Origin of the sequence: Pseudoalteromonas sp. ECSMB14103, from assembly GCF_000813065.1 — a bacterium.
Taxonomy (GTDB): domain Bacteria; phylum Pseudomonadota; class Gammaproteobacteria; order Enterobacterales; family Alteromonadaceae; genus Pseudoalteromonas; species Pseudoalteromonas marina.
On the sequence record NZ_JWGY01000003.1, the window covers coordinates 314314 to 334353 of the forward strand.

Genomic DNA, 20040 nt, shown 5'->3' on the forward strand with positions numbered 1-20040 from the left:
AATTAGCCCGCCCTCTTATCAATGTAACTAACTACACTACCTAGAATTGGAATATGCTTGTAAAGTAGTTCGCCAACGTTGAAATAATCACGATGCTTAACAATTTTATCATTATCAAAAGTTAGTTTACTGTGCCCCTGCACAGATATGGTTTTACCAGAAGCCAGTTTGGGATGTGAATAATGCATTGTCCAATAAACAAATGCATTGTTGTTGATACCAAACGAATCCGTTATATCAAATTGACAATGCTTAACATTGCTATATAAATTTGCAAAATAGTCACGCAAACTTTCAATGCCGTTAATTTCGTGCATCGGATCAATAAATTGAATATTGTCGGCATAAATGTCACTTAATAAGTCCAAATTAGAGCTATTAAGTTGCTGGTAAATATCAACAAAATTATCTACTGGTAACTGGTTATCCATATCATACCTTAAATGCAGCGAGCGCACGTTCACGTGCAGCTTTGTGGTCAACAATTGCTGGCCAGTAACATTCACTTCCCTTGCCTGTTGCAGCTAAGTAAGTATGCGGAAAATGAATGTGTTTATCTGGCACATTTTCAAGCTCAGGCAAATACTTACGTATAAACTTACCTGTTGGATCAAAGCGCTCACTTTGAGTAATAGGGTTGAAAATCCTAAAATACGGTTGTGCATCACACCCTGTGCTTGCAGCCCACTGCCAGCCACCATTATTAGAAGCTAAATCGCCATCAATAAGGTGCTGCATAAAAAATCGCTCACCTTCACGCCAGTCAATTAATAGGTGTTTAGTTAAAAAGCTGGCCACTACCATTCTTAAACGGTTATGCATCCATCCAGTTTGCTTGAGCTGTAACATAGCTGCGTCTACGAGTGGGTAACCCGTACGTCCTTCGCACCACGCGTTAAATTCTTTTTCACTTTTTCGCCATTCAACAGGATTGTATTTCTCGTTAAAGTTTTCACCACGAGAGAGCTTCGGGTACTCTGCAATAAGATGCCTGTAAAACTCTCGCCAAATAAGCTCGTTAACCCACGTGAATGTTTTACTTTTTGATGTAGTCAGAATGTCGGGGTAACGTTGCTGTATATTAATTAGCAACTGCTTTGGGCTAATAATGCCCAGCGCTAAATACGGGCTCAAACCCGATGTACCTTTAATACTGGGGATATCACGCTGATCGTCGTAGCTTGTTAACTTATCGCAAATAAAATTATCAACAACACTCAAAAGTGTTTCATCATCAACAGGCCATTTATCCGAACTACCATCGCTTTCAAGGTGCTGGCTTTTTTCAATTTTTATAGGGTTTTGTTCTAGTGGCCATTGCGCCAAGCTAAAGTGAGTATCTTGATACTGTTTTAACCATGCGCGTTTAAATGGTGTGAATACTTTATACATTTCATTACTTTGGTTTTTAATGCTACCAACAGGCGCAATTAAATCTCCTTCGTATAATGTAAAAGTAATGGAACGTTTGTCACATTGCGCTAAAATTGCTTTGTCTCGATTTACTTCGTTAAGCTCATATTCTGTATTAGCAATAATATGCTGAAAATCATGAGTTTCACAAAACGAAAGTAGTTCAGATTCACAATCACTAAAGTTAGGAGCGTTTATTACATTAAGCGTGATGCCGAAGTTGGCAAGTTGCTCTTGCAAATAAGTTACACGTCGCTTTAGTAGATCAATTTGTATTGGCGCTGCTTGGTGCTGTTGCCACTGCTTTTCGCAAACAAAAAAAATGGCGTGTTTAGCGCCATTATTTAGCGCTTCTATTAACGCTTCATTCGAAAAAAGGCGCAAATCGCGCCTAAACCAAAATAATGTATTCATTAAATACCAAATCGTAGTTTTAAATCATGAGGATAGGGATTAAAAAACACCTGCTTTTCTAGGTACTCTTTAGGGTGAACTTTTAGATGGTGCTTAAGTAAAGTAAGAGGCACATAAAGCGGCACTAAACCAGAACGATACTCGTCTATTGCTTCACGTAGTTCTTGCTTTTCAACCTTAGCGAGGTCTTTTTTAAAGTAACCTTGTAAATGCATTAAGGTGTTACAGTTATTACGACGAGATGCTGGTTTTTTAAGCCCTGTCATTAAACCTAAAATGTATTCATCGGCCAATGCGTTTATATCATCACCAGCGTAGGTTCCAAGTAACTTGCCAAGCTCTCGATAAGCTTGGTAATTGTGTGCCATTAATAAATACTTATGCTTTGCATGAAATTGCGTTAAGTGATGAACACTTAATGGTTCTTTTACAAGCTGCTGCCAACTGTTTAGAACGTACACGCGCATTACAAAATTTTCACGCAGGTGTATGTCGTTTAACCTACCATTTTCCTCGCAAGGCAAAAGTGGGTTGTGCTTCATAATTTGTTCTGCAAAAAAACCAACGCCCTCTGAGGTGTTACCCGTCCCAGCCTCGTTGTATATTTTTATACGCTCCATGCCACAACTTGGACTTTTTGCACAAAATACAAAACCACTCAACTCTTTAGCTTGCTCAGTAGCAACCTTTATACCGTATTCAGTTAACTGCGGCCCAACATCACCAGAGCCATCAGGACGGCAAACTTTAATTGTGTCGCCAACTCGAACTTGGCGAATTGTAGGTCGAGGTATTGGTAAGCCAACCGCAACCTCAGGACAAAAGCGTGTGTATTCAACATGCTTTGCAAGTTCGTCCATACAAAAGTTTGACCTTTTGTGACCTGTATCAAATCTAACTTTCTCGCCTGCTAAGCAGGCGCTTATACCTATTTTTATTGTAGTTTTTTGCATGTAATCTCTTAGTAGATTAAATTACCAATTGGATTTAGTAATTTACTTAGCCCTTTATTAAAATGTAGCGCACTGCTCACAACTGTAAAGCATAAACACCCATCTTTTGTTATTGGCGTGTGTTGATGACGACCATCTTGCCAAATAAAGTCACCTGGCACGTAGTGTCCGTCTTCATCACAAAACTCACCGTCAAGTAATAGGGTTATTTCAAAACCTGTGTGCGTATGTTCAGGAATTTCACCGCCCGCATCTATGTGCAGTAAACTTGAACGTAATGCACCATCATCTAGTGCTACACGTGAACGGGCTAATTTGCCAACTTGAGTAAACTTGCTGTGCGAAATACGAGTCAGAGCACGAGGGAGTTGGTAATTGTGATCATTTACACTTACTTTAACTGGCTCTACTTCATACACTTCGTCTACAGAATCGTCTGCAGTAATTAAGTCAAGCACATTCATATCAAACTCTTCAAGCAACTGAGATTGATTATTAACTGGTTGCTCAAAAGCTTCGGCGTCTTCACTAAACAAAGCATCTGCATTGCTTGCTTCTATTTTTGATACTTTTTCTTGGCAAACAGGACACATATCCACATGTATCGAAACTGCAAGGCTCAAAGAGGCACTTAACGACGCTGAACAATACTCTGTAAGTAGTGTTTCACTCGGGTGATGTTTAATCATGCTGATCTCCCATTTCATTACGTAATTTCTGCAAGGCTAAACGTAATCGTGATTTTACCGTGCCTACTGGAATATTAAGTTGTTGAGCTAATTGCTCTTGCGACATATCTTGAAAATAAACACCACGAACAACCTCACGTTGAGCAATGGGCAATTTATCAAGGTAGCGTTTAATTTGTTTGTCTTCTAAATGGTCAGTGTATTCGTGATTTGTGTCTTCAGAATCATTAATTAAAGGCCAAATGTCTTCGCTGATGTTTTCTTCTTTATTGCTCTTCATTTTACGAAGCATATCAAATGACGCATTACGCATAACTGTATAAACCCACGTAGTAGCAGCACCCTTATCGCTGTTGTATAAGTGTGCTTTGCGCCATACAGACGTTAATGTTTCTTGTACAAGCTCCATGGCTTGTGCTTCTACACCAAATTGCTTTATTCCAAAGCGTTTAATTTTTGGTGAAAAGTATTCAAATAAATAGGCAAATGCTTTTTTATCACGGTCTTGTGCAACCGATAGTAATGCTTGCATGAGTTCAGAACTAGGCGTTTCTGGCATGGCAGTATACTTACCTGTATTAGGTTCACAACGAGTTGACTGTTGTTGACTTACCATAGTAATTAATCCCATTATTGTTTTGATAAAGGTAATACGTGCAATAAATGCTATGAGATCACATTATTTAGGCAAATTCGTTATTAATTACAGTATGGAGGAAATTAAGTAAGTTATCAAAGTTAGTTTCGAACGCAAGTTGTTGTTTTTTCTCGATCGAAATAGGTAACAACTCAAGCCAACGAGCGGCTATCCAAGCTAAATTATTAAAGTTAGTTGTTTTGTAAAGTAGGCTAAGTTCAGGGTTACCATAAAAAACATTACGCAATGCGTCATGCAATAAAAAATGCTCACCAACTTGTTTGTTTTTATCGCTATACCAGTAAGGCGTTTTGCAATCAGATATTAAACCATGGCGAAGTTCTTCTTCGTCTTGGTAAACATCATTTATTTGAACACTTTTAGACGCAAAAACATCAATAAGCAGCACGTCATTATCGTCTTGGTCAAAGTCGATTATATCAACCAAGCATCCTTGGGCACTAATGTTAAAAGGTGTGTCATGCTCAAACGTACATAGCACAAACCCCGTGTTATTTTTCAATGCGGTTTTAACCATGTTTAAATAACGAGGTTCAAAAATACGCAAACGCGTATAACCTTCAGGTAAAATAAAAATGGGTAATGGGAAAATCGCACGTTTCATAAAGTCTACTTCTATCAATAACACTTCCTTTATTTACGTGCGTTTTTACTAAGTCGATCAGCTTTAAGTAAACCGAATTAATTGCATTATACTTAATTGGTTAAATATTAAGCCACCCACCCATACTCTTTAATGCTTGTACAGATACATACGCAGTTATAATACTCACTACGGGTGCCAACATAAGTGCAAATAATCCAAGTTCGGTACTCATCGCCTTATTCCTTTAAGTTGCTTATTTTGCGTTATTAACTGCAGGGTCTTTACTTTCTGCCGCTTCATTACTCACTAAATCAACAGGCTCAATTAACGTTTCCAGTGTTAATTTTGTATCAAAATAAAGTGTTTCTTTTATAGATTTTTCAAGCTCAATGGTGGTTTGCTTAATGTAGGTAGTTACACTGTTTGTTAAAATATCAGTTACATCTAGGTCCACTTCTGTCGCGTTTACTTGCGAAGAACCTAATACTAATAAACTAGCCATAGCGATTTTAATTGAATGTTTCATAATGGTATTCCTTGTTTGTGTATTGTTTAGACGTAGTTATATACTCAAGGGTTGTGCCAAGATGAAAATAAAGTTTAAATCGCTGATATTAATAAAGTTTTAATGAGCTGGTTAATTTATTGAAATTCAGGAAAGGTTAATTTAACCACGTAATTTTATTTTTTAGCCATTTTTTAGTTAAAAAATAAATAGGGGTATGCTTAATTTTTTTATGCTAGCTAAAAAATTTAAATACAAAATGGCACGGTGAATTACAAAGTCATTACAAAAAAACACACAACTTTAAATAATGGTTTTGAAATAACAAAAAAGTGAATATCAAAAAAATGTGTAGGCCTGGGTTTACTTTTTACCTAAACGATAGGCATCAACCATACTCAGCACCCAAATAATTATCATAAGTGGCAAATATTTGTACTCTGCAAGTTTTGCACATGCCAGTGACGGCTCTTTTGCAGCACCTAATATAGAGGTGATGGTCATCGGTATTTTTCCTGCCACAATTTCATTGGCTGTACATTGTGCAACGGCAAATATATCTTTCATCGTTAAAATTAATAATACCGAAAACACACCAGCAAATATTGCACCTATTAAATGTTTTTTTAACGAAAAGTGCCCTGCCCCTGGGTAAATAATGGCTGTTAGTAATGCGGCTTTTAAATTTGCTTTCATGGTTATTAACTTGAGTTTAGTTGAAAATAGGCCAACCCATAGTGAATTATTTTTGTTTAAAATCAAGAAAAAGCTTTAACTTATACAGTGATTGAAAATTTCAGCGTACACTTGTACACTAAACGCAAATTAAATAGTGGTAGGAGCAGTAATGTCACTCGACGCCCCTTATTCTCGTAAAGAAGAACAGCTCAATGTTATAAGCCACGCACTCGGTATTTTTTTTGCTGTTTTTGTTATGTGGGATTTATTTAACCAAGCAACCAGCACTAAAGCCAATATAAGTACCGCAATATACGGTAGTAGCTTATTTATACTATTTTTATCTTCAACACTATACCACGCGAGCGTGCAACCTAAGTTGCGTGCCTTGTATAAAAAGTGTGACCACTGCGCCATTTATTTGCTCATTGCAGGCACATACACTCCTTTTTTATTGCTCTCACTATCGGGGGCCTGGTCATGGGGTACACTCAGCTTTATATGGACCGTTGCGATTGCAGGTGTTGCATACAAAATACTTGTTAAAAATGGTAACAAAAAAATATCCTTAGCCACCTACCTACTCATGGGGTGGTTTGCATTAGCCATTATCTATCCGTTGTATTCAAGCATTGATGTAAAAGCTTTGTATTGGCTACTCGCTGGCGGAATTTTTTATAGCGCAGGCACATTATTTTACAGCGCTAAAACAACTCAATTCAGTCACGCAATTTGGCACTTATTCGTAATAGCTGGTTGTATTTGTCATTATATTTCGATCAGCACCTACGTTTATTAATGGCTGCTTAGAGCTGTCGTTAATAGTTACTTTTCATTTTCGTCAAAGTATATTGCTTGCATAGTCAGTAAAACGACCCAATCGCTCGTTTTTGTCTTGAATTAAAAACCAGAACGACTGTATTTTGTTAGTACTAGCAAATACTTAAGAAGTTTGTTACAAATGAATAATTAAGACAAACAAGCGATGCTGTGGTAGAAATACGCGCGATTAGCTCGCTACAAACATGTTATGCATTTTTGAAGGAATATGAATGTCGGTAGAAGTGATCAAAGAAAAAATCTTTCAGTTCTTATCCTCAAGTGAACCTGAGGTTATGGCTATCAAAGGCGAGTGGGGAGTTGGAAAGACCTTTAGCTGGAAGAAGTTTCTTAAAGATGCCAACTCTGAAGATAAAATAAACCTTGAACGATACTCCTACGTATCCCTTTTTGGTATCAACTCCCTAGAAGCTTTTAAGTATTCAATTTTCGAAAATGTTATTAAGAAAGAAATTATCGGTACTGAGGCTAGTATTGATACTTTCAAAAATAATACTTCGAGCCTAATCGAATCATTTGGAAGGCAATCGTTTAACTTATTAAAGGGTGCGCCAATAGTTAAATCATTCAGTCCTGCAATAGAGACAATCTCATTTTTGTCACTAAATAGCACTCTTATTTGTATAGACGACTTAGAAAGAAAAGGGAAAGGACTAGAAATAAAGGATGTATTAGGCTTGGTATCACTACTAAAAGAGCAAAAGAAATGTAAGGTAGTGTTGCTTCTCAATGACGGAGAAGATGGTCTCGAAGATTATGAGAAATACCGTGAAAAGGTAATTGATATCGAGCTTGGTTTTGCACCAGATCCAGAAGAGTGCGCGTCAATAGCATACTCTGACGAAACGCCCGCTCATTCTAGGCTAAGAGAATTGACTACAAGCCTAGGTATTCGAAATATTCGTATACTTAAGAAAATCGAGAGATTGGTTACTTTGTCTTTACCTCTAACAGAAGATTTTGAACCAGAAATATCAGATCAAGTCATACACTCCCTAGTGCTTTATGCATGGAGTTATTTCTGTTCAAATTCGAATGAGGATATACCAACCTTAGAGTTTATAACTAGTAAGGGCTATACACTTCTTGGTATAGGGGATGAAGAAGTCAGTGAACAAGATAAGAAGTGGCAAACTACTCTACAAGCATATGGTTATCAGCTTAATGACGAGTTAGATTTATTGTTGGCAGAAACTGTCAAAACAGGATATTTCGTCGAAGAAGATTTCAAAGAAAAAGCATCTAATAAAAATCAGGAAATAGTCGCATCTAAATCTGAGGGCTCTTTCTCGGAAGCTTGGCGACTCTATCATGATACTTTCAATGATAACGGCGATGAGGTTATTAATGGATTGTATGAAAGCTTTAAGGAAAACTGTAAATATATTACACCCACGAATCTAAATGGCACTGTTTCATTGTTTCGGGAATTAGGTGAAGAGGATAAAGCAACAGAAATTATTGATATCTACATAGAAAGTAGAAAAGACGAAACTGAGCTCTTTAACATGGAGGAGAATAATTTCTTTGGTGATATTAGAGATCAAGAGATTATAGACAAATTTAACGATACTTATAAACAGTCTGTTACTACCGAGACAGCGAAACAAGTCTTAGATAGGATTGCTGGCCAAAGTGGATGGAATCAACGCGACGAAGTTGTGCTAGCAAACACACCTATTGATGATTACTACCATTTATTTAAAACCGAGGTTGGTCGGCACCTTTCATCCTTTGTGACTACATGTTTGAATTTTGGCCAGTTTGGGAATGCTAGTGATCAACAAAAAGAGATTGCCAATAGAGCTACAGAGGCACTACGAAGAATTGCCTCAGAAAGCGAAATTAACAAAAGAAGGGTCAAGAAGTTCGGAGTGAGCTTTGAGGATGCATAACAAGGCGCTGCTACGGAAAATTTACTCGCTGGCGCTCCTAAATTTCCGCAGAGCGCGGCGTTATACGCACTGGTGGCGCTAATCTGTCAATGAATGTCACATATATGACGTATCAATATAGGGGCTTTCTTACGATAATAATTTGAAATTTTATCTTTGAGGAAGTAATTATGGAAATGCAATTAAACGTAAAAAAGTTGAAGCAGTTAAGAGAATCTAAAGCATGGAGTCAATCGCAACTCGCGGATGTTGCAGGGATCAGTTTAAGAACCGTTCAACGTATCGAAAAATCAGGAGTCGCATCACCTGAATCGGTCATGTCAATCTGTTCTGCTTATGATATTCAGACAAGCGATATTATTGAGAAAGAAAAGATTCCTATTGATATGGCTCCAACTTTCTTAAGTGCGGTTAGATACAAAGTTGATCATGTGAATATAAAAGCAACACTAGTCTCATTTTTTGTGGCATTTATAATCGCTTTTATTTTAACGGTATAATGCGTATAACAAGTTACTCAAACGGGCGCTGCTCCTCACCCTATTTAGTGGACACCTCCTCATCACTTTGAGGAGGCTAAAATGCCTAGATATACCCAATCTAGAAAGACATATTTTACCCCGTTAATTTTAAAATCAAAGCAGTCAAACTAAGCTTACGAGACGATGCAATATCAAAGGATGTTGCAGGGGCGCTAGGTATTCATCTGTTAATACTGAGTACTTTGCAAAAATATCTAGAAGGTATTTTACTGTGCCGAATGGCACTTATTTATCGGATCTACACTGGCAATTAGCCTAAAGTGTTAATTTTACTGCCATCTACACTCACGCATATTTACTTTGTCGTTTTTAAAAAGTACACCTTCTGATAATAATTTTTGACGCTGTTCTTGGTACTTGTTACTGCCTACAGGGAACGCTATTTTACCTTGGCTGTTTACAACACGATGCCATGGAATAACAGAATCACTTGGCATTATTTTTAATAAACGCCCAACTAAGCGTGAGTTTTGCGGAAATCCAGCCAACGTAGCGACTTGACCATAGCTTGCTACTTTTCCTGCTGGGATACCGGCTATTACGGTATAAATAAGGGTTTCTTTTTCAATATCCATTTTTATCAGCGTAGGCCTTACTTAGTTGTTTAAATTGCTCCCATACAGTGCGTGCCACAGGGCCATGATGAATAGCATGCTGCCTAAACGCTCTTATTTGTGCGCTAAATTTATGTTCGCGGTCTGTAATATGGATTTCTTGTAATAAGCCTGCTTTTATTTCAGGTTTGCAATGCTCTAGGCTCATCATTGCCCATCCGGCCCCTGAAAGTAAAAACGATTTTAAAGTTGCTACATCGTCTATTTTCATCATTGCAGAACCCTTAGAGTAAGATAGCCTATCGCTGTCTATACTTAAATCGCTTTCAAACATAGCTAAACACGGATAGGTTTGTAATTGTGTGTATGTTAACTGTTGGGGTAATAGCCCTTTAGCACTTACTATACCAATATCGAGCTTACCTATGGGCACACTTTCTAAGTCACCTGTAGCATGAAATAAATCAAACCAGGGGCCAATACCTAACTCTGCTTGCCCACTATTAACTTGTTCTAACGATACAAACCGTTTGCCACTGGTAATACAAAACTCTGTACTCGTAAACTGCCTAAAAGTATTACTTATGATCTTGTTATAACTTTGTTTATGGCAGAGCTGTTCGTAACAAATTTGATATTGGGGTTCATTTCCTAACGAAAGCTCTTCTGCGAGTTTGGCAAGCTCGTCATTTGCATGCAGTAACTGTTGTGCTTCACGATGAAAAATACGTCCTTTTTCAGTAAGCTGTAACCGGTACTTAGTTCTATCTAGCAGCTCAAAGCCTATTTGCGCTTCTAAGTTTTTTATAGCCAACGTTAGCGCGGGCTGTGTTTTATGAAGCTTTTGCGCAGCGCCACTCAAACTTGCGCTTTGCACTATGGCATCTAATATTACTAATTGATTCAGCTTCATATACCGCCTCAAAACATTATAAGTAAAACTTATTGAGTCTCTAAAATTTAATGAATTTTATTTTATATGTTTGCAGCGTATCCTGCACTTAATTATTTTGCCAATATTGCAACGGAGAAGACATGAAACTCTTTCGTCTATGTTTACTAACAACGACCCTACTTAGCTTAATTGCCTGTTCTGAGCCAGAACAACAAGTTAAAGAAGAGCCCATTCGCCCTGTTAAGCTGTTCAATATTGGCCATGACTCTCAAATCAATATTCGTAGTTTCCCTGCTGAGGTGGTTGCAAACCAAGGATCTTACCTTGCATTTAGGGTAAACGGAGAACTTATAGAGTTTCCGGTTCTTGCTGGTGAACACGTTGAAAAAGGCGATTTACTAGCCAAATTAGACCCTGAAGATTTTCAACTCCAGTTTGATGAACGTAAAGCACGTTACGAACTGGCAAAATCGCAACTGAGACGAATTGAACAATTATTCGAGAAAAAAATTACCAGCCAATCTGAGCTCGACCAAGCAACCGCCAATATGCAAATTGCTGAGTCGGCATTTAAAATTGCTGAAACCAACCTAGAGTACAGTGAATTGCGAGCCCCTTTTGCGGGCACTGTTGCCAAAGTGTTTGTAAAGAATTTTGAAAATATTCAAGCTAAGCAAAACATTTTGCGCCTAGAAACGCGCGATTTAATGGACGTAGAAATTCAGGTTCCTGAAAAAATAGTGGCACGATTCAAAAAAGGCACGGATTACCACCCTACTGTTAAATTTGATGGCTTTGAAGATAAAGAATACTCGCTCGATATTAAAGAATGGGACACTCAAGCCGACCCAGCAACACTCACTTATAAAGTGGTGTTTTCGTTACCCGTGCCTGATGACTTTAACTTACTAGCAGGTATGACTGGCCGCGTTTTAATTGATTTAAGTAAAGTAACACGTTCGCAGGTTGCTTACACAATACTCCCTATTGAATCGGTTTTTTCTGATCCTCAAGAAGCAATTAAAAATAATGCCTATGTTTGGCTTTATGATGAAAATACCGGCCAAGTCCATAAGCAAGCTGTTGAAGTTGGCCAATTACACCATGATGGCATAGAGGTACTTAGCGGTATTAAAGAGGGCCAAATTGTGGTGTCTGCGGGTGTTCATTCGATTGAAGAAGGCATGAAAGTTCGTCCATGGAATAAAGAGCGAGGCTTATAATTATGAGCTTTGCACAATTTTCTATAAAGAAAAAAGTAATTAGTTGGATGTTTGCCCTGCTGCTTTTAATTGGTGGTAGCGTATCGTATTTTGATTTAGGCCAGTTAGAAGACCCTGAATTTACACTTAAACAGGCCATGGTTATTACCATGTACCCTGGCGCATCACCGCAGCAAGTCGAGGAAGAAGTTACTTTTCCACTCGAAAATGCAATTCAACAGTTACCCTATGTTGACCACGTGACTTCTATTTCATCCAACGGGAAGTCGCAAATTGCCGTGGAAATGAAGAGCACTTATCGAAAAGAGCAACTTCGCCAAATTTGGGATGAAATGCGTCGTAAAATAAACGATCTTTCTCCGTCTTTACCCAGTGGTGTTTACCCAAGTACAATTTTAGATGACTTTGGCGATGTATATGGTGTTTTGTATTCTGTTGTAGGTGATGGCTATTCTTACGATGAACTAAAAGACTACACCGACTATTTAAAACGTGAACTGGTATTAGTTAAAGGGGTAAGCAAGGTAACGATTGCAGGTGAGCAACAGCCGCAAGTAATGGTAGAAATATCTACCCGTAAATTAGCCCAACTTGGTATTGCACCCAGCCATATATTTGCATTGTTACAATCTCAAAACACGGTGTCTAACGCAGGTAAAATTAGAGTGGGCGATGAGTCGATTCGCTTTCATCCCACTGGCGAATTTAAAGATGTTAAAGAGCTTGAAACTCTGCTGATTTCTAAACCGGGTGCGAGCGAGCTTATTTATTTGGGTGATGTTGCCGAAGTATTTAGAGAGTACGCTGAAGTACCCACTAATGTAATTAGATACAACTCTGAGCAAGCGCTATTAATTGGCGTATCGTTTATGAATGGCGTTAATGTGGTTGATGTAGGTAAACGTATTGATGCTCACTTAGCTGAACTTGAGTACCAGCGCCCGCATGGTATTGACGTGAATGCTGTATACAACCAACCAAAAGAAGTAGAAACCTCGGTAGATGGTTTTATTGTTAGCCTGCTAGAAGCCATTGCGATAGTAATTGTGGTACTCCTTATTTTTATGGGCCTTAAAAGCGGTATTTTAATAGGCGGTATTTTATTACTAACGGTTTTAGGCACCTTTATTTTTATGAAGTTGTTTGCCATAGACTTACAACGTATATCGTTAGGTGCGCTTATTATAGCCCTTGGTATGCTGGTAGATAACGCCATAGTGGTTACCGAAGGAATTTTAATAAACCTAAAACGTGGCCAAACCAAACTTAAAGCCGCAGTTAACATTGTGGAGCAAACTAAATGGCCATTGTTAGGTGCAACTATTATTGGTATTACTGCGTTTGCGCCAATTGGTTTAAGCTCTGACGCAACCGGTGAGTTTGCGGGCAGCTTGTTTTGGGTGTTGTTTATATCGCTGTTACTTAGCTGGATAACCGCTATTACTTTAACTCCATTTTTTGCAAACCTTATGTTTTCAGAAAATGAATTTAAAAAAAATAAAAACACCGAAGACGATTCAGATAGCGACCCATACCAAGGGTTTATTTTTACAGGCTATAAAGCGCTATTAGATTTAGCAATGCACTATCGTAAGTCAACAATGATCCTCATGGTTGTATTACTGTGCAGTGCCGTAGTGGGGTTTGGTTCGGTTAAGCAGTCGTTTTTCCCTGCCTCAAACACACCTATGTTTTACGTAGATTACTGGCAACAACAAGGTTCGGATATTCGTGCCACACTAGATGGCATAAAGAAGCTTGAAAACTATTTGCAAAAAGAAGAACTTGTAGAAGAAGTAACAAGTACAACCGGGCAAGGTGCGCCGCGCTTTATGCTTACTTATGCGCCTCAAAAGTCTTACTCGTCGTATGGACAACTTATTATAAGAGTAAAAGACCGCGAAGCAGTTGCGGTTGTTATGCAAAAGGTCCGTGATTATTCTCAAAATACACCGTTATCAGCTCAACTAAAAATAAAGCCTATGGAGATTGGGCCTTCTACTGATGCAAAAATAGAAGCCCGCTTTACAGGCCCTGACCCTGTCATTCTTAGAAAACTCGCAGCTGAAGCCGAAAAGCTTATGGCTCAAGATGACGGCGCATTTAATATTCGTAATGATTGGCGTGCGCGAACCAAAATGATTCGTCCACAGTTTAACGAGCAAAAGGCACGACGCTTAGGCATAAGTAAATCAGATCTGGATGATGTGCTGCTTACAAGCTTGTCGGGTAAACAGGTGGGTGTATACCGTGATGGTACTCAATTACTGCCAATTATTGCGCGCTCCCCTGCTAATGAGCGTCTTAATGTAGATAGCGTTCATGATTTACAAATATACAGCCCTGTTTTAGGTGTATTTGTACCAGTAACTCAAGTGGTAGATGAGTTTATCGTTGAATGGGAAGACAGCCTAATAATGCGTCGCGATAGAAAGCGAACAATAACGGTAATGGCCGACCAAAATGTGCTAGGAGATGAAACAGCCGCTAAATTGTTTGCCCGAGTACGTGGCCCTGTTGAATCTATAGAGCTACCTCATGGGTACTCATTAGAATGGGGCGGCGAATATGAATCTTCTAGCAAAGCTCAAAAAGCTATATTTGGGTCTTTGCCGCTTGGCTACTTAGCTATGTTTGCTATTACGGTTTTACTGTTTAACTCATTAAAACAGCCTCTTGTAATTTGGGCTACAGTTCCATTGGCAATTATTGGTGTCAGTGCCGGTTTATTAGCAATGAACGCGCCGTTTAGTTTTATGGGCCTACTTGGGTTATTAAGCTTAAGTGGTATGCTCATTAAAAATGGCATTGTATTAGTCGACCAAATAAACCTTGAGCTAAAAGCGGGCAGCTCACCTTACCAAGCGGTTTTTGATTCTGGGGTGAGCCGTGTGCGCCCTGTTGCAATGGCTGCAATCACTACAATACTCGGTATGATCCCTTTGCTGTTTGATGTGTTCTTTCAATCTATGGCGGTCACAATTATGTTTGGTTTAGGCTTTGCGACCATACTTACATTAATAGTAGTGCCTGTTTTATATACTATGATTTTTAGAATTGAATACCAACCACGTAAATAAAGACATATTAAGTGTTTAACTAAATAAAAATGCCACAGCGTAAACTGTGGCATTTTTTATAACTTAAATAAATACAGTGATAATTGCTTAGCTTATTTTTTTAAACTTAGCTTAGTGCGTGCGCCTGCTTTATTGCTAGATGCACTATTTGCTTTTGCCGTTTTTGGTTTACCAACATAGGTTGTAGAGCGCTTTTGATAAGGTGCATTAGTGCGATTATTTTTTTGCTCATCGCCTCGCTCTTTTTGCTTATTACGACGAGGGTTTTCACCTTGAAAGTCGCGCTTAGGTGATATAGCCGCATTTTTATCAACTTGCTTGTTAGTATCTAACGAGTGCTCTTGTGTTTTGCCTGAGTCAGCAATTGAGTCGTTTATTTGCGCCATTTCAACATCGGATAAATGACGCCATTGACCCACTTTTAACCCTTTTAATGTTACATTCATAATACGAGTACGCTTTAAAGTAACCACCTCGTAACCTAAATACTCACACATTCGGCGAATTTGGCGATTTAACCCCTGAGTTAAAATGATCTTAAATTCTTTAGGGGCTGTTTGTGTAACCTTACACTTTTTAGTAACAGTATCTAAAATAGGAATGCCGTTGGCCATTTTAGATACAAATTGGCGATTAAGAGGCTTGTCTACGGTGACAACGTATTCTTTTTCGTGGTTATTACCCGCACGCAAAATTTTATTTACAATGTCGCCTTCGTTAGTTAAAAATATTAACCCTTCAGAAGGTCTATCTAGGCGCCCAATTGGAAATATACGATCGGGGTAATTAACCGCTTTAACAATATTGCTTTGGATTTTACGCTCGGTTGTACACGTTATACCCACCGGTTTATTGTAGGCAATATAAACGCGTTTAGGTGGTGTTTTTAATGGTTTGCCATCGACCAATACTACATCGGTTGCTGCAACCTTCACTCCCATTTCTGGCGCATTACCATTAACTGACACACGACCTTGCTCAATATATTTATCGGCTTCACGGCGTGAACAAAAACCTGTTTCACTAATAAATTTATTTAAACGTTTTAATTCGGTCATATCACTTAATGGTATTAATTTTTTAGGGTCGCTAGTGTATACCCAAACCACCTAAAAATGCGAGTTATGCCGCCGATTTAATGTCGGTTAATTTGCGCCACAGCACTTCAAGCGGCCCTTGTTTAAAATAACGACTATAAAATAACGTAAATAATAACTGCACAGCAACTAAGCTGGCAGCAACTAACCAGTAATCTATTCTATTAAAGCTAAGTATCCACTCTGGAAATAACACTCTATAAATAAGCAATTGCATAACTGTTTGGCTTATATACAGTGTGAATGCCATGCGACCCGCCTGCTGTATTAGTTTGCCAAACTGTGGGCTATTATTACAAAACTTAACAATTACATGAATATAAAGCCCAGCCATACACAGAGCAGCAAACATGTTAGAAATTTCTTGTAAACTCATACCCAAACCACCAGTAAGCGTTGATGTACTTACTCGTATACTACAAAATATAAGTACACCTAAGCCACACACCCACAACTGCTGATTTGATAGACCTTTGTTAAATATTCCCTCTTTATACGCGTAAATGCCAATTAGCATGATGCCAACGCACATCCACATCGTCATTAGCGGCACTGTGATTAGCATAAGGATATTTATAAAAAGATTTTCATTAAAGTAATCACTGTAATGAGGACTAAATAACTCAATAAACTTGGCAGAGTCACGAAAGCTCTGATCGTCAGGAATAGTGAACAACACTAAAAACGTAACAACCGCCGAGAGCCCCGTAAACTCAAGCCCTCTTTGCAATAGCTTAGGGTTGTCGGTGTCTAGATATTTAATAATAAACCAGCCAGACACCCCATAAACAAACAAAATATCACCAGCCCAAAGTAAAAAGCCATGTATAAGACCAAAAATTATGAGCCAATATAATCTACTTTTTATTTGCACAGATGATTTAAAAAGCTGCCATTGAATATATAAACCTGCGCCAAAAAGTAAGCTAAACAGCGTTCTAAATCGGCCTTCTATAAACAGTATATTCAAATATTCAATAATGGTGTCACTTACAGGGGGGATGGTTAAAGGCACATAACCGAATTCCATAAAACCAAAGGCATAGCCATTCATAAACACTAAGCCAAGCACGGCAATGCCGCGAATAAAGTCCATATTATAATTACGCATTAAAGCTATTTTCCGTTAAATATTATTTTTATAGCTGTCGGCCCAGTCAACCGACTTCTGGTAAAGCTCTGGTAGTATATCACTTTGTATGTTTAAAAATATAACAGCTTGTTCGAGTGCCCACCAGCTGCCGGTTTCGTATGCTTTAACAACTTTTAAAATGTAATACAGTGTGTTTTTTTCTTCGAGCAAGGCTGCTTTTATCTCATCCTGAAAAGGTAATTTTTCAACAAGCAAGCTCATTGGTTGATCTAATATAGCGTCAAGAAGCGAAAACAAGCCGGTTAAAAACGCCTCTCCTGACTGATGCTTGGCCACTTTTTTAGCAATCAATTCACAAAAGCGCGCACGTACGACGCACACTTGCATTAGCTCTGCAGGCTTTTTACCAGCGGTGTGAGCGGTCACAATTAAACTAACAAACTTTTTTAACCGCTCCTGGCCCAAATAAACCAGCGCTTGCTTCAAGGAGGCTATTTTACTTTGTATGGGAAATACGCCGCTGTTAATTAAACGTAGTAATTTATAAGCCAGTGCGGCATCCAATTCAAACAACGCTGCTATTTTGGTTAAATCTGGATTGGGGCCCATTATTTCAGCATATATTGCAACGACTAACCCGTAGTTATAATCAATGTCGTTGTGCTTCATCATGGTGGGTTTTGCAAAAAAATAACCTTGAAAGTAATCAAAGCCCATGCCAGCGGCAACTTCGTATTCTTCCTGTGTTTCTATTTTTTCTGCGAGTAACTTAATTTGTTTGTGATCTTTGAGCTTTTTTATAATAGGGTGAATGTCGTTTAATGGGGTTATGGTTATATCAAATTTTATGAGTTTAACCAGCTTTAAAAAGCGATCCCATTGTGGTTTGTATACAAAGTCATCAAGGGCTAAATTAAAGTTACTATGAAAGAGCTCTCGGCATAACTCGTAATTTGTATCAGTGGGCTCTATGCTTTCAAGAAGCTCTATTACAACGTCTTGGCACGGTAAAAAGGCACACAGGTCAAGCTCTAAAGATTCAGGCCCAATGTTGATGAGCGCTTTTTTACCAGAGGTGATATGGCGTGTGCCCAAATTAAGTTGATTTTCCATAATAAGCCGTGCAGTTGCCTGCCCTTCGGCTATATCAGGAAAAAAGTTTTTAGGACTGTCCCTAAAAAGTAGCTCGTAAGCAACTACTTTTTGACGCCGATTGAAAATTGCTTGCCTTGCAACAAATACAGACACTTTACCTACTTTATTTAATTCCATTAATACCAAGTTATTAATAGCGTAAATAATCTAAAATGTCACTTCGCTTAAGTGAAATTAAACAAACTTTATCGGTACAAGGTTGAAATGTAATCACTTGCAACCTGAGACCACGAAAAGCGTACTGCTTTAGCATTAGATTTTATTTGCTGCCATTTTTTTGGATGTTGTTTATAAAATGCTAGCGTTTCGGTTAAACATGAAAGCAAAGTATGTGTTTGCTCACGTAATGTTGCGCCATTAAAACTAAACCCATTTTGATTGTGTATTACCGTATCTTTTAATCCACCAACACTATGTACCAAACAAGGTTGGCCTGCGCGCATTGCCAGCATTTGGCTTATTCCGCAAGGCTCAAACGAACTAGGCATTAAAAATAAATCACCTAATTGATACATTAAATCACCTACTCTTTGCGCATAACCTTTTAAAAATAGTAAATTTTCGTTACGTGCCATAGCTTTTGTAAACAATGCTTCTAGCGCTTTATCGCCAGAGCCTAATATGATTAAACGCCCACCCTGTTCATTAATACTATTACATACTGCGTCTATCGCAAGTTCACCATTTAATGGCTGACATAATAACAATACTTTTTGTTCTGTGAGTCTACCTACGCTTGTCACAATTGGCCCATTATTTGGTGTCGCTTTAAATTGCTTTAATCGTTGGTGCGCAATGTAGTGAACGCTTTCAAGCTGTTCGCTGTTGCTCATCCAAGCAAATAAGCTTTTTTCTGCCTCGTTGTACAACTCGTCCATAACTGCATTTGCTACTTCCAATGCAGGGTATTCACAGCCATTCAAAATGCCGACCACTTTACCTTGATTGGCTGCATTTTGTAGGTCTTGTTCAAGCCCCTCACCACCAAAAAAGCCATCATTGTAATTACTGGGTTTAAGCACTTCTTGGCTGTAGGTAGGCGATACTAAATGAATTTTGTCTGCTAAATTAATGGCGCTTCGCATTGGGTTAAAACAATTTGAATACCTTGGGTCGCACAAGTGTTGCCCGTTGTAACTTAATGATGGAAACCAAGCTTCTAAGCTCGACTCATCGTGCTTAAAAGGCCTTATTCCTTGTAGTGCTAAATTGTGCACTGTGTACGCTAAATGTATATCGTGTAAAGCACAATAACGCGGCTCAAACTTAAGTAAAACAGCAACGCATGCACTATGCCAGTCATGTAAATGCAGCGTACTAGGACGTTTAAGTAGTCCTTGTAATAATGCTTCGCAAACAGCCGCATTAAATAGCGCAAACTTTGTTGCATCGGTTGCAAATGGCCTACCCGGTGCATCATTACAATAAACGCTACCCGATTCACTAAACATTGGGTGGCTTATTACAATTTGAGTTATATTATTTTTTGTTTGATCCACTTTAAACAAAGTCATTACATGAGATTGAGCATTAAACGCCACGGTTACTTCACCTATACAATGCCTATTTAATGGCTCAAACCCATAATCTGGGATCACTACATCAACCGATACGCCATGCTTCGCAAGAGCCTTCGGGGCATCACGGACTACATCTGCTACACCGCCTACTTTAGCGCCAGGTAACGCATCGTTCTCTGCTGCAACCATTAATACATGCATTAATTTACTACTTCCTTTGTTTTAATAAGCTTACCCGCTTTAGGGCAAG

19 protein-coding genes and 1 pseudogene are annotated in these 20040 nt (G+C 38.5%); 6 read left to right on the top strand and 14 right to left on the bottom strand.

The features are described 5' to 3' along the window. Positions 1 to 2: 2 nt before the first annotated feature. The 8 genes from RF53_RS09185 to RF53_RS09220 form a co-directional block, all read right to left on the bottom strand. Positions 3 to 431 (bottom strand): nuclear transport factor 2 family protein, encoded by a 429-nt coding sequence (locus RF53_RS09185; RefSeq protein WP_039037397.1) that lies wholly within the window; start codon positions 429 to 431, stop codon positions 3 to 5. Between the two features lies 1 nt (position 432). Then, positions 433 to 1827, bottom strand: a complete 1395-nt coding sequence (gene phrB, locus RF53_RS09190; RefSeq protein WP_039037398.1) for a deoxyribodipyrimidine photo-lyase — start codon at positions 1825 to 1827, stop codon at positions 433 to 435. Next, the gene (locus RF53_RS09195; RefSeq protein ID WP_006794848.1) at positions 1827 to 2780 is read right to left on the bottom strand and encodes a YbgA family protein; all 954 of its coding nucleotides are present in this window, start codon (positions 2778 to 2780) and stop codon (positions 1827 to 1829) included. The genes phrB and RF53_RS09195 overlap by 1 nt, the downstream gene beginning before the upstream one ends. Before the next feature lie 8 nt (positions 2781 to 2788). Further along, entirely contained in the window at positions 2789 to 3469 is a 681-nt protein-coding gene (locus RF53_RS09200; RefSeq protein WP_039037399.1) for a ChrR family anti-sigma-E factor, read from the bottom strand. Next, positions 3462 to 4085: a sigma-70 family RNA polymerase sigma factor gene (locus RF53_RS09205; protein WP_008129206.1), complete on the bottom strand. Its 624-nt coding sequence runs from the start codon at positions 4083 to 4085 to the stop codon at positions 3462 to 3464. Before RF53_RS09205 ends, RF53_RS09200 begins: the two co-directional genes overlap by 8 nt. Before the next feature lie 67 nt (positions 4086 to 4152). Then, positions 4153 to 4731 carry an LON peptidase substrate-binding domain-containing protein gene (locus RF53_RS09210; protein WP_033025371.1) on the bottom strand — a complete coding sequence of 193 codons (579 nt, stop codon included), beginning with the start codon at positions 4729 to 4731 and terminating at the stop codon, positions 4153 to 4155. A 235-nt stretch (positions 4732 to 4966) separates the two neighbouring features. After that, the gene (locus RF53_RS09215; RefSeq protein ID WP_039037400.1) at positions 4967 to 5239 is read right to left on the bottom strand and encodes a hypothetical protein; all 273 of its coding nucleotides are present in this window, start codon (positions 5237 to 5239) and stop codon (positions 4967 to 4969) included. Positions 5240 to 5581: 342 nt separating this feature from the next. Beyond that, positions 5582 to 5914, bottom strand: a complete 333-nt coding sequence (locus tag RF53_RS09220; protein WP_008129213.1) for a hypothetical protein — start codon at positions 5912 to 5914, stop codon at positions 5582 to 5584. Positions 5915 to 6065: 151 nt separating this feature from the next. Here RF53_RS09220 and trhA point away from each other — a divergent pair, with 151 nt between their 5' ends. The 4 genes and pseudogenes from trhA to RF53_RS19380 all read left to right on the top strand — a co-directional run. Continuing rightward, positions 6066 to 6695, top strand: coding sequence for a PAQR family membrane homeostasis protein TrhA (gene trhA / locus RF53_RS09225; protein WP_039037401.1), 630 nt, complete (start codon positions 6066 to 6068; stop codon positions 6693 to 6695). A 253-nt stretch (positions 6696 to 6948) separates the two neighbouring features. Continuing rightward, a complete protein-coding gene (locus tag RF53_RS09230) occupies positions 6949 to 8631 on the top strand; it encodes a hypothetical protein (protein WP_039037402.1) in 1683 nt (560 codons plus the stop codon). Positions 8632 to 8801: 170 nt separating this feature from the next. Beyond that, positions 8802 to 9131, top strand: a complete 330-nt coding sequence (locus RF53_RS09235; protein ID WP_039037403.1) for a helix-turn-helix transcriptional regulator — start codon at positions 8802 to 8804, stop codon at positions 9129 to 9131. Between the two features lie 81 nt (positions 9132 to 9212). Beyond that, positions 9213 to 9376: pseudogene (locus RF53_RS19380) on the top strand (IS3-like element ISCps9 family transposase); the annotation flags it as partial. Between the two features lie 66 nt (positions 9377 to 9442). Here RF53_RS19380 and RF53_RS09240 read toward each other — a convergent pair. Continuing rightward, positions 9443 to 9748, bottom strand: coding sequence for an MGMT family protein (locus RF53_RS09240; RefSeq protein WP_039037404.1), 306 nt, complete (start codon positions 9746 to 9748; stop codon positions 9443 to 9445). After that, positions 9738 to 10640, bottom strand: a complete 903-nt coding sequence (locus tag RF53_RS09245) for a LysR family transcriptional regulator (RefSeq protein WP_008127847.1) — start codon at positions 10638 to 10640, stop codon at positions 9738 to 9740. The genes RF53_RS09240 and RF53_RS09245 overlap by 11 nt, the downstream gene beginning before the upstream one ends. Before the next feature lie 122 nt (positions 10641 to 10762). Here RF53_RS09245 and RF53_RS09250 point away from each other — a divergent pair, with 122 nt between their 5' ends. Further along, positions 10763 to 11845: an efflux RND transporter periplasmic adaptor subunit gene (locus RF53_RS09250; RefSeq protein ID WP_039037405.1), complete on the top strand. Its 1083-nt coding sequence runs from the start codon at positions 10763 to 10765 to the stop codon at positions 11843 to 11845. 2 nt (positions 11846 to 11847) lie between these two features. Then, the gene (locus tag RF53_RS09255) at positions 11848 to 14925 is read left to right on the top strand and encodes an efflux RND transporter permease subunit (protein ID WP_039037406.1); all 3078 of its coding nucleotides are present in this window, start codon (positions 11848 to 11850) and stop codon (positions 14923 to 14925) included. A gap of 92 nt (positions 14926 to 15017) precedes the next feature. Here RF53_RS09255 and rluF read toward each other — a convergent pair whose 3' ends face one another. The 4 genes from rluF to RF53_RS09275 form a co-directional block, all read right to left on the bottom strand. Continuing rightward, the gene (gene rluF, locus RF53_RS09260) at positions 15018 to 15983 is read right to left on the bottom strand and encodes a 23S rRNA pseudouridine(2604) synthase RluF (RefSeq protein ID WP_033035542.1); all 966 of its coding nucleotides are present in this window, start codon (positions 15981 to 15983) and stop codon (positions 15018 to 15020) included. A 64-nt stretch (positions 15984 to 16047) separates the two neighbouring features. Then, entirely contained in the window at positions 16048 to 17133 is a 1086-nt protein-coding gene (locus tag RF53_RS09265; RefSeq protein WP_235420612.1) for a DUF418 domain-containing protein, read from the bottom strand. Between the two features lie 15 nt (positions 17134 to 17148). Continuing rightward, positions 17149 to 18363, bottom strand: coding sequence for an EAL and HDOD domain-containing protein (locus RF53_RS09270; protein ID WP_039037475.1), 1215 nt, complete (start codon positions 18361 to 18363; stop codon positions 17149 to 17151). A gap of 92 nt (positions 18364 to 18455) precedes the next feature. Beyond that, complete coding sequence (locus tag RF53_RS09275; RefSeq protein ID WP_039037407.1) at positions 18456 to 19991, bottom strand: glycogen synthase; 1536 nt, start codon at positions 19989 to 19991, stop codon at positions 18456 to 18458. Positions 19992 to 20040: the final 49 nt, after the last annotated feature.

Coding starts and splice junctions, on each gene's coding strand:
- RF53_RS09220 (WP_008129213.1), bottom strand. CDS start 5,914: ATGAAAGCAAATTTAAAAGCCGCATTACTAACAGCCATTATTTACCCA.
- trhA (WP_039037401.1), top strand. CDS start 6,066: ATGTCACTCGACGCCCCTTATTCTCGTAAAGAAGAACAGCTCAATGTT.
- RF53_RS09200 (WP_039037399.1), bottom strand. CDS start 3,469: ATGATTAAACATCACCCGAGTGAAACACTACTTACAGAGTATTGTTCA.
- rluF (WP_033035542.1), bottom strand. CDS start 15,983: ATGACCGAATTAAAACGTTTAAATAAATTTATTAGTGAAACAGGTTTT.
- RF53_RS09195 (WP_006794848.1), bottom strand. CDS start 2,780: ATGCAAAAAACTACAATAAAAATAGGTATAAGCGCCTGCTTAGCAGGC.
- RF53_RS09205 (WP_008129206.1), bottom strand. CDS start 4,085: ATGGTAAGTCAACAACAGTCAACTCGTTGTGAACCTAATACAGGTAAG.
- RF53_RS09275 (WP_039037407.1), bottom strand. CDS start 19,991: ATGCATGTATTAATGGTTGCAGCAGAGAACGATGCGTTACCTGGCGCT.
- RF53_RS09215 (WP_039037400.1), bottom strand. CDS start 5,239: ATGAAACATTCAATTAAAATCGCTATGGCTAGTTTATTAGTATTAGGT.
- phrB (WP_039037398.1), bottom strand. CDS start 1,827: ATGAATACATTATTTTGGTTTAGGCGCGATTTGCGCCTTTTTTCGAAT.
- RF53_RS09265 (WP_235420612.1), bottom strand. CDS start 17,133: ATGCGTAATTATAATATGGACTTTATTCGCGGCATTGCCGTGCTTGGC.
- RF53_RS09255 (WP_039037406.1), top strand. CDS start 11,848: ATGAGCTTTGCACAATTTTCTATAAAGAAAAAAGTAATTAGTTGGATG.
- RF53_RS09210 (WP_033025371.1), bottom strand. CDS start 4,731: ATGAAACGTGCGATTTTCCCATTACCCATTTTTATTTTACCTGAAGGT.
- RF53_RS09235 (WP_039037403.1), top strand. CDS start 8,802: ATGGAAATGCAATTAAACGTAAAAAAGTTGAAGCAGTTAAGAGAATCT.
- RF53_RS09240 (WP_039037404.1), bottom strand. CDS start 9,748: ATGGATATTGAAAAAGAAACCCTTATTTATACCGTAATAGCCGGTATC.
- RF53_RS09250 (WP_039037405.1), top strand. CDS start 10,763: ATGAAACTCTTTCGTCTATGTTTACTAACAACGACCCTACTTAGCTTA.
- RF53_RS09185 (WP_039037397.1), bottom strand. CDS start 431: ATGGATAACCAGTTACCAGTAGATAATTTTGTTGATATTTACCAGCAA.
- RF53_RS09245 (WP_008127847.1), bottom strand. CDS start 10,640: ATGAAGCTGAATCAATTAGTAATATTAGATGCCATAGTGCAAAGCGCA.
- RF53_RS09230 (WP_039037402.1), top strand. CDS start 6,949: ATGTCGGTAGAAGTGATCAAAGAAAAAATCTTTCAGTTCTTATCCTCA.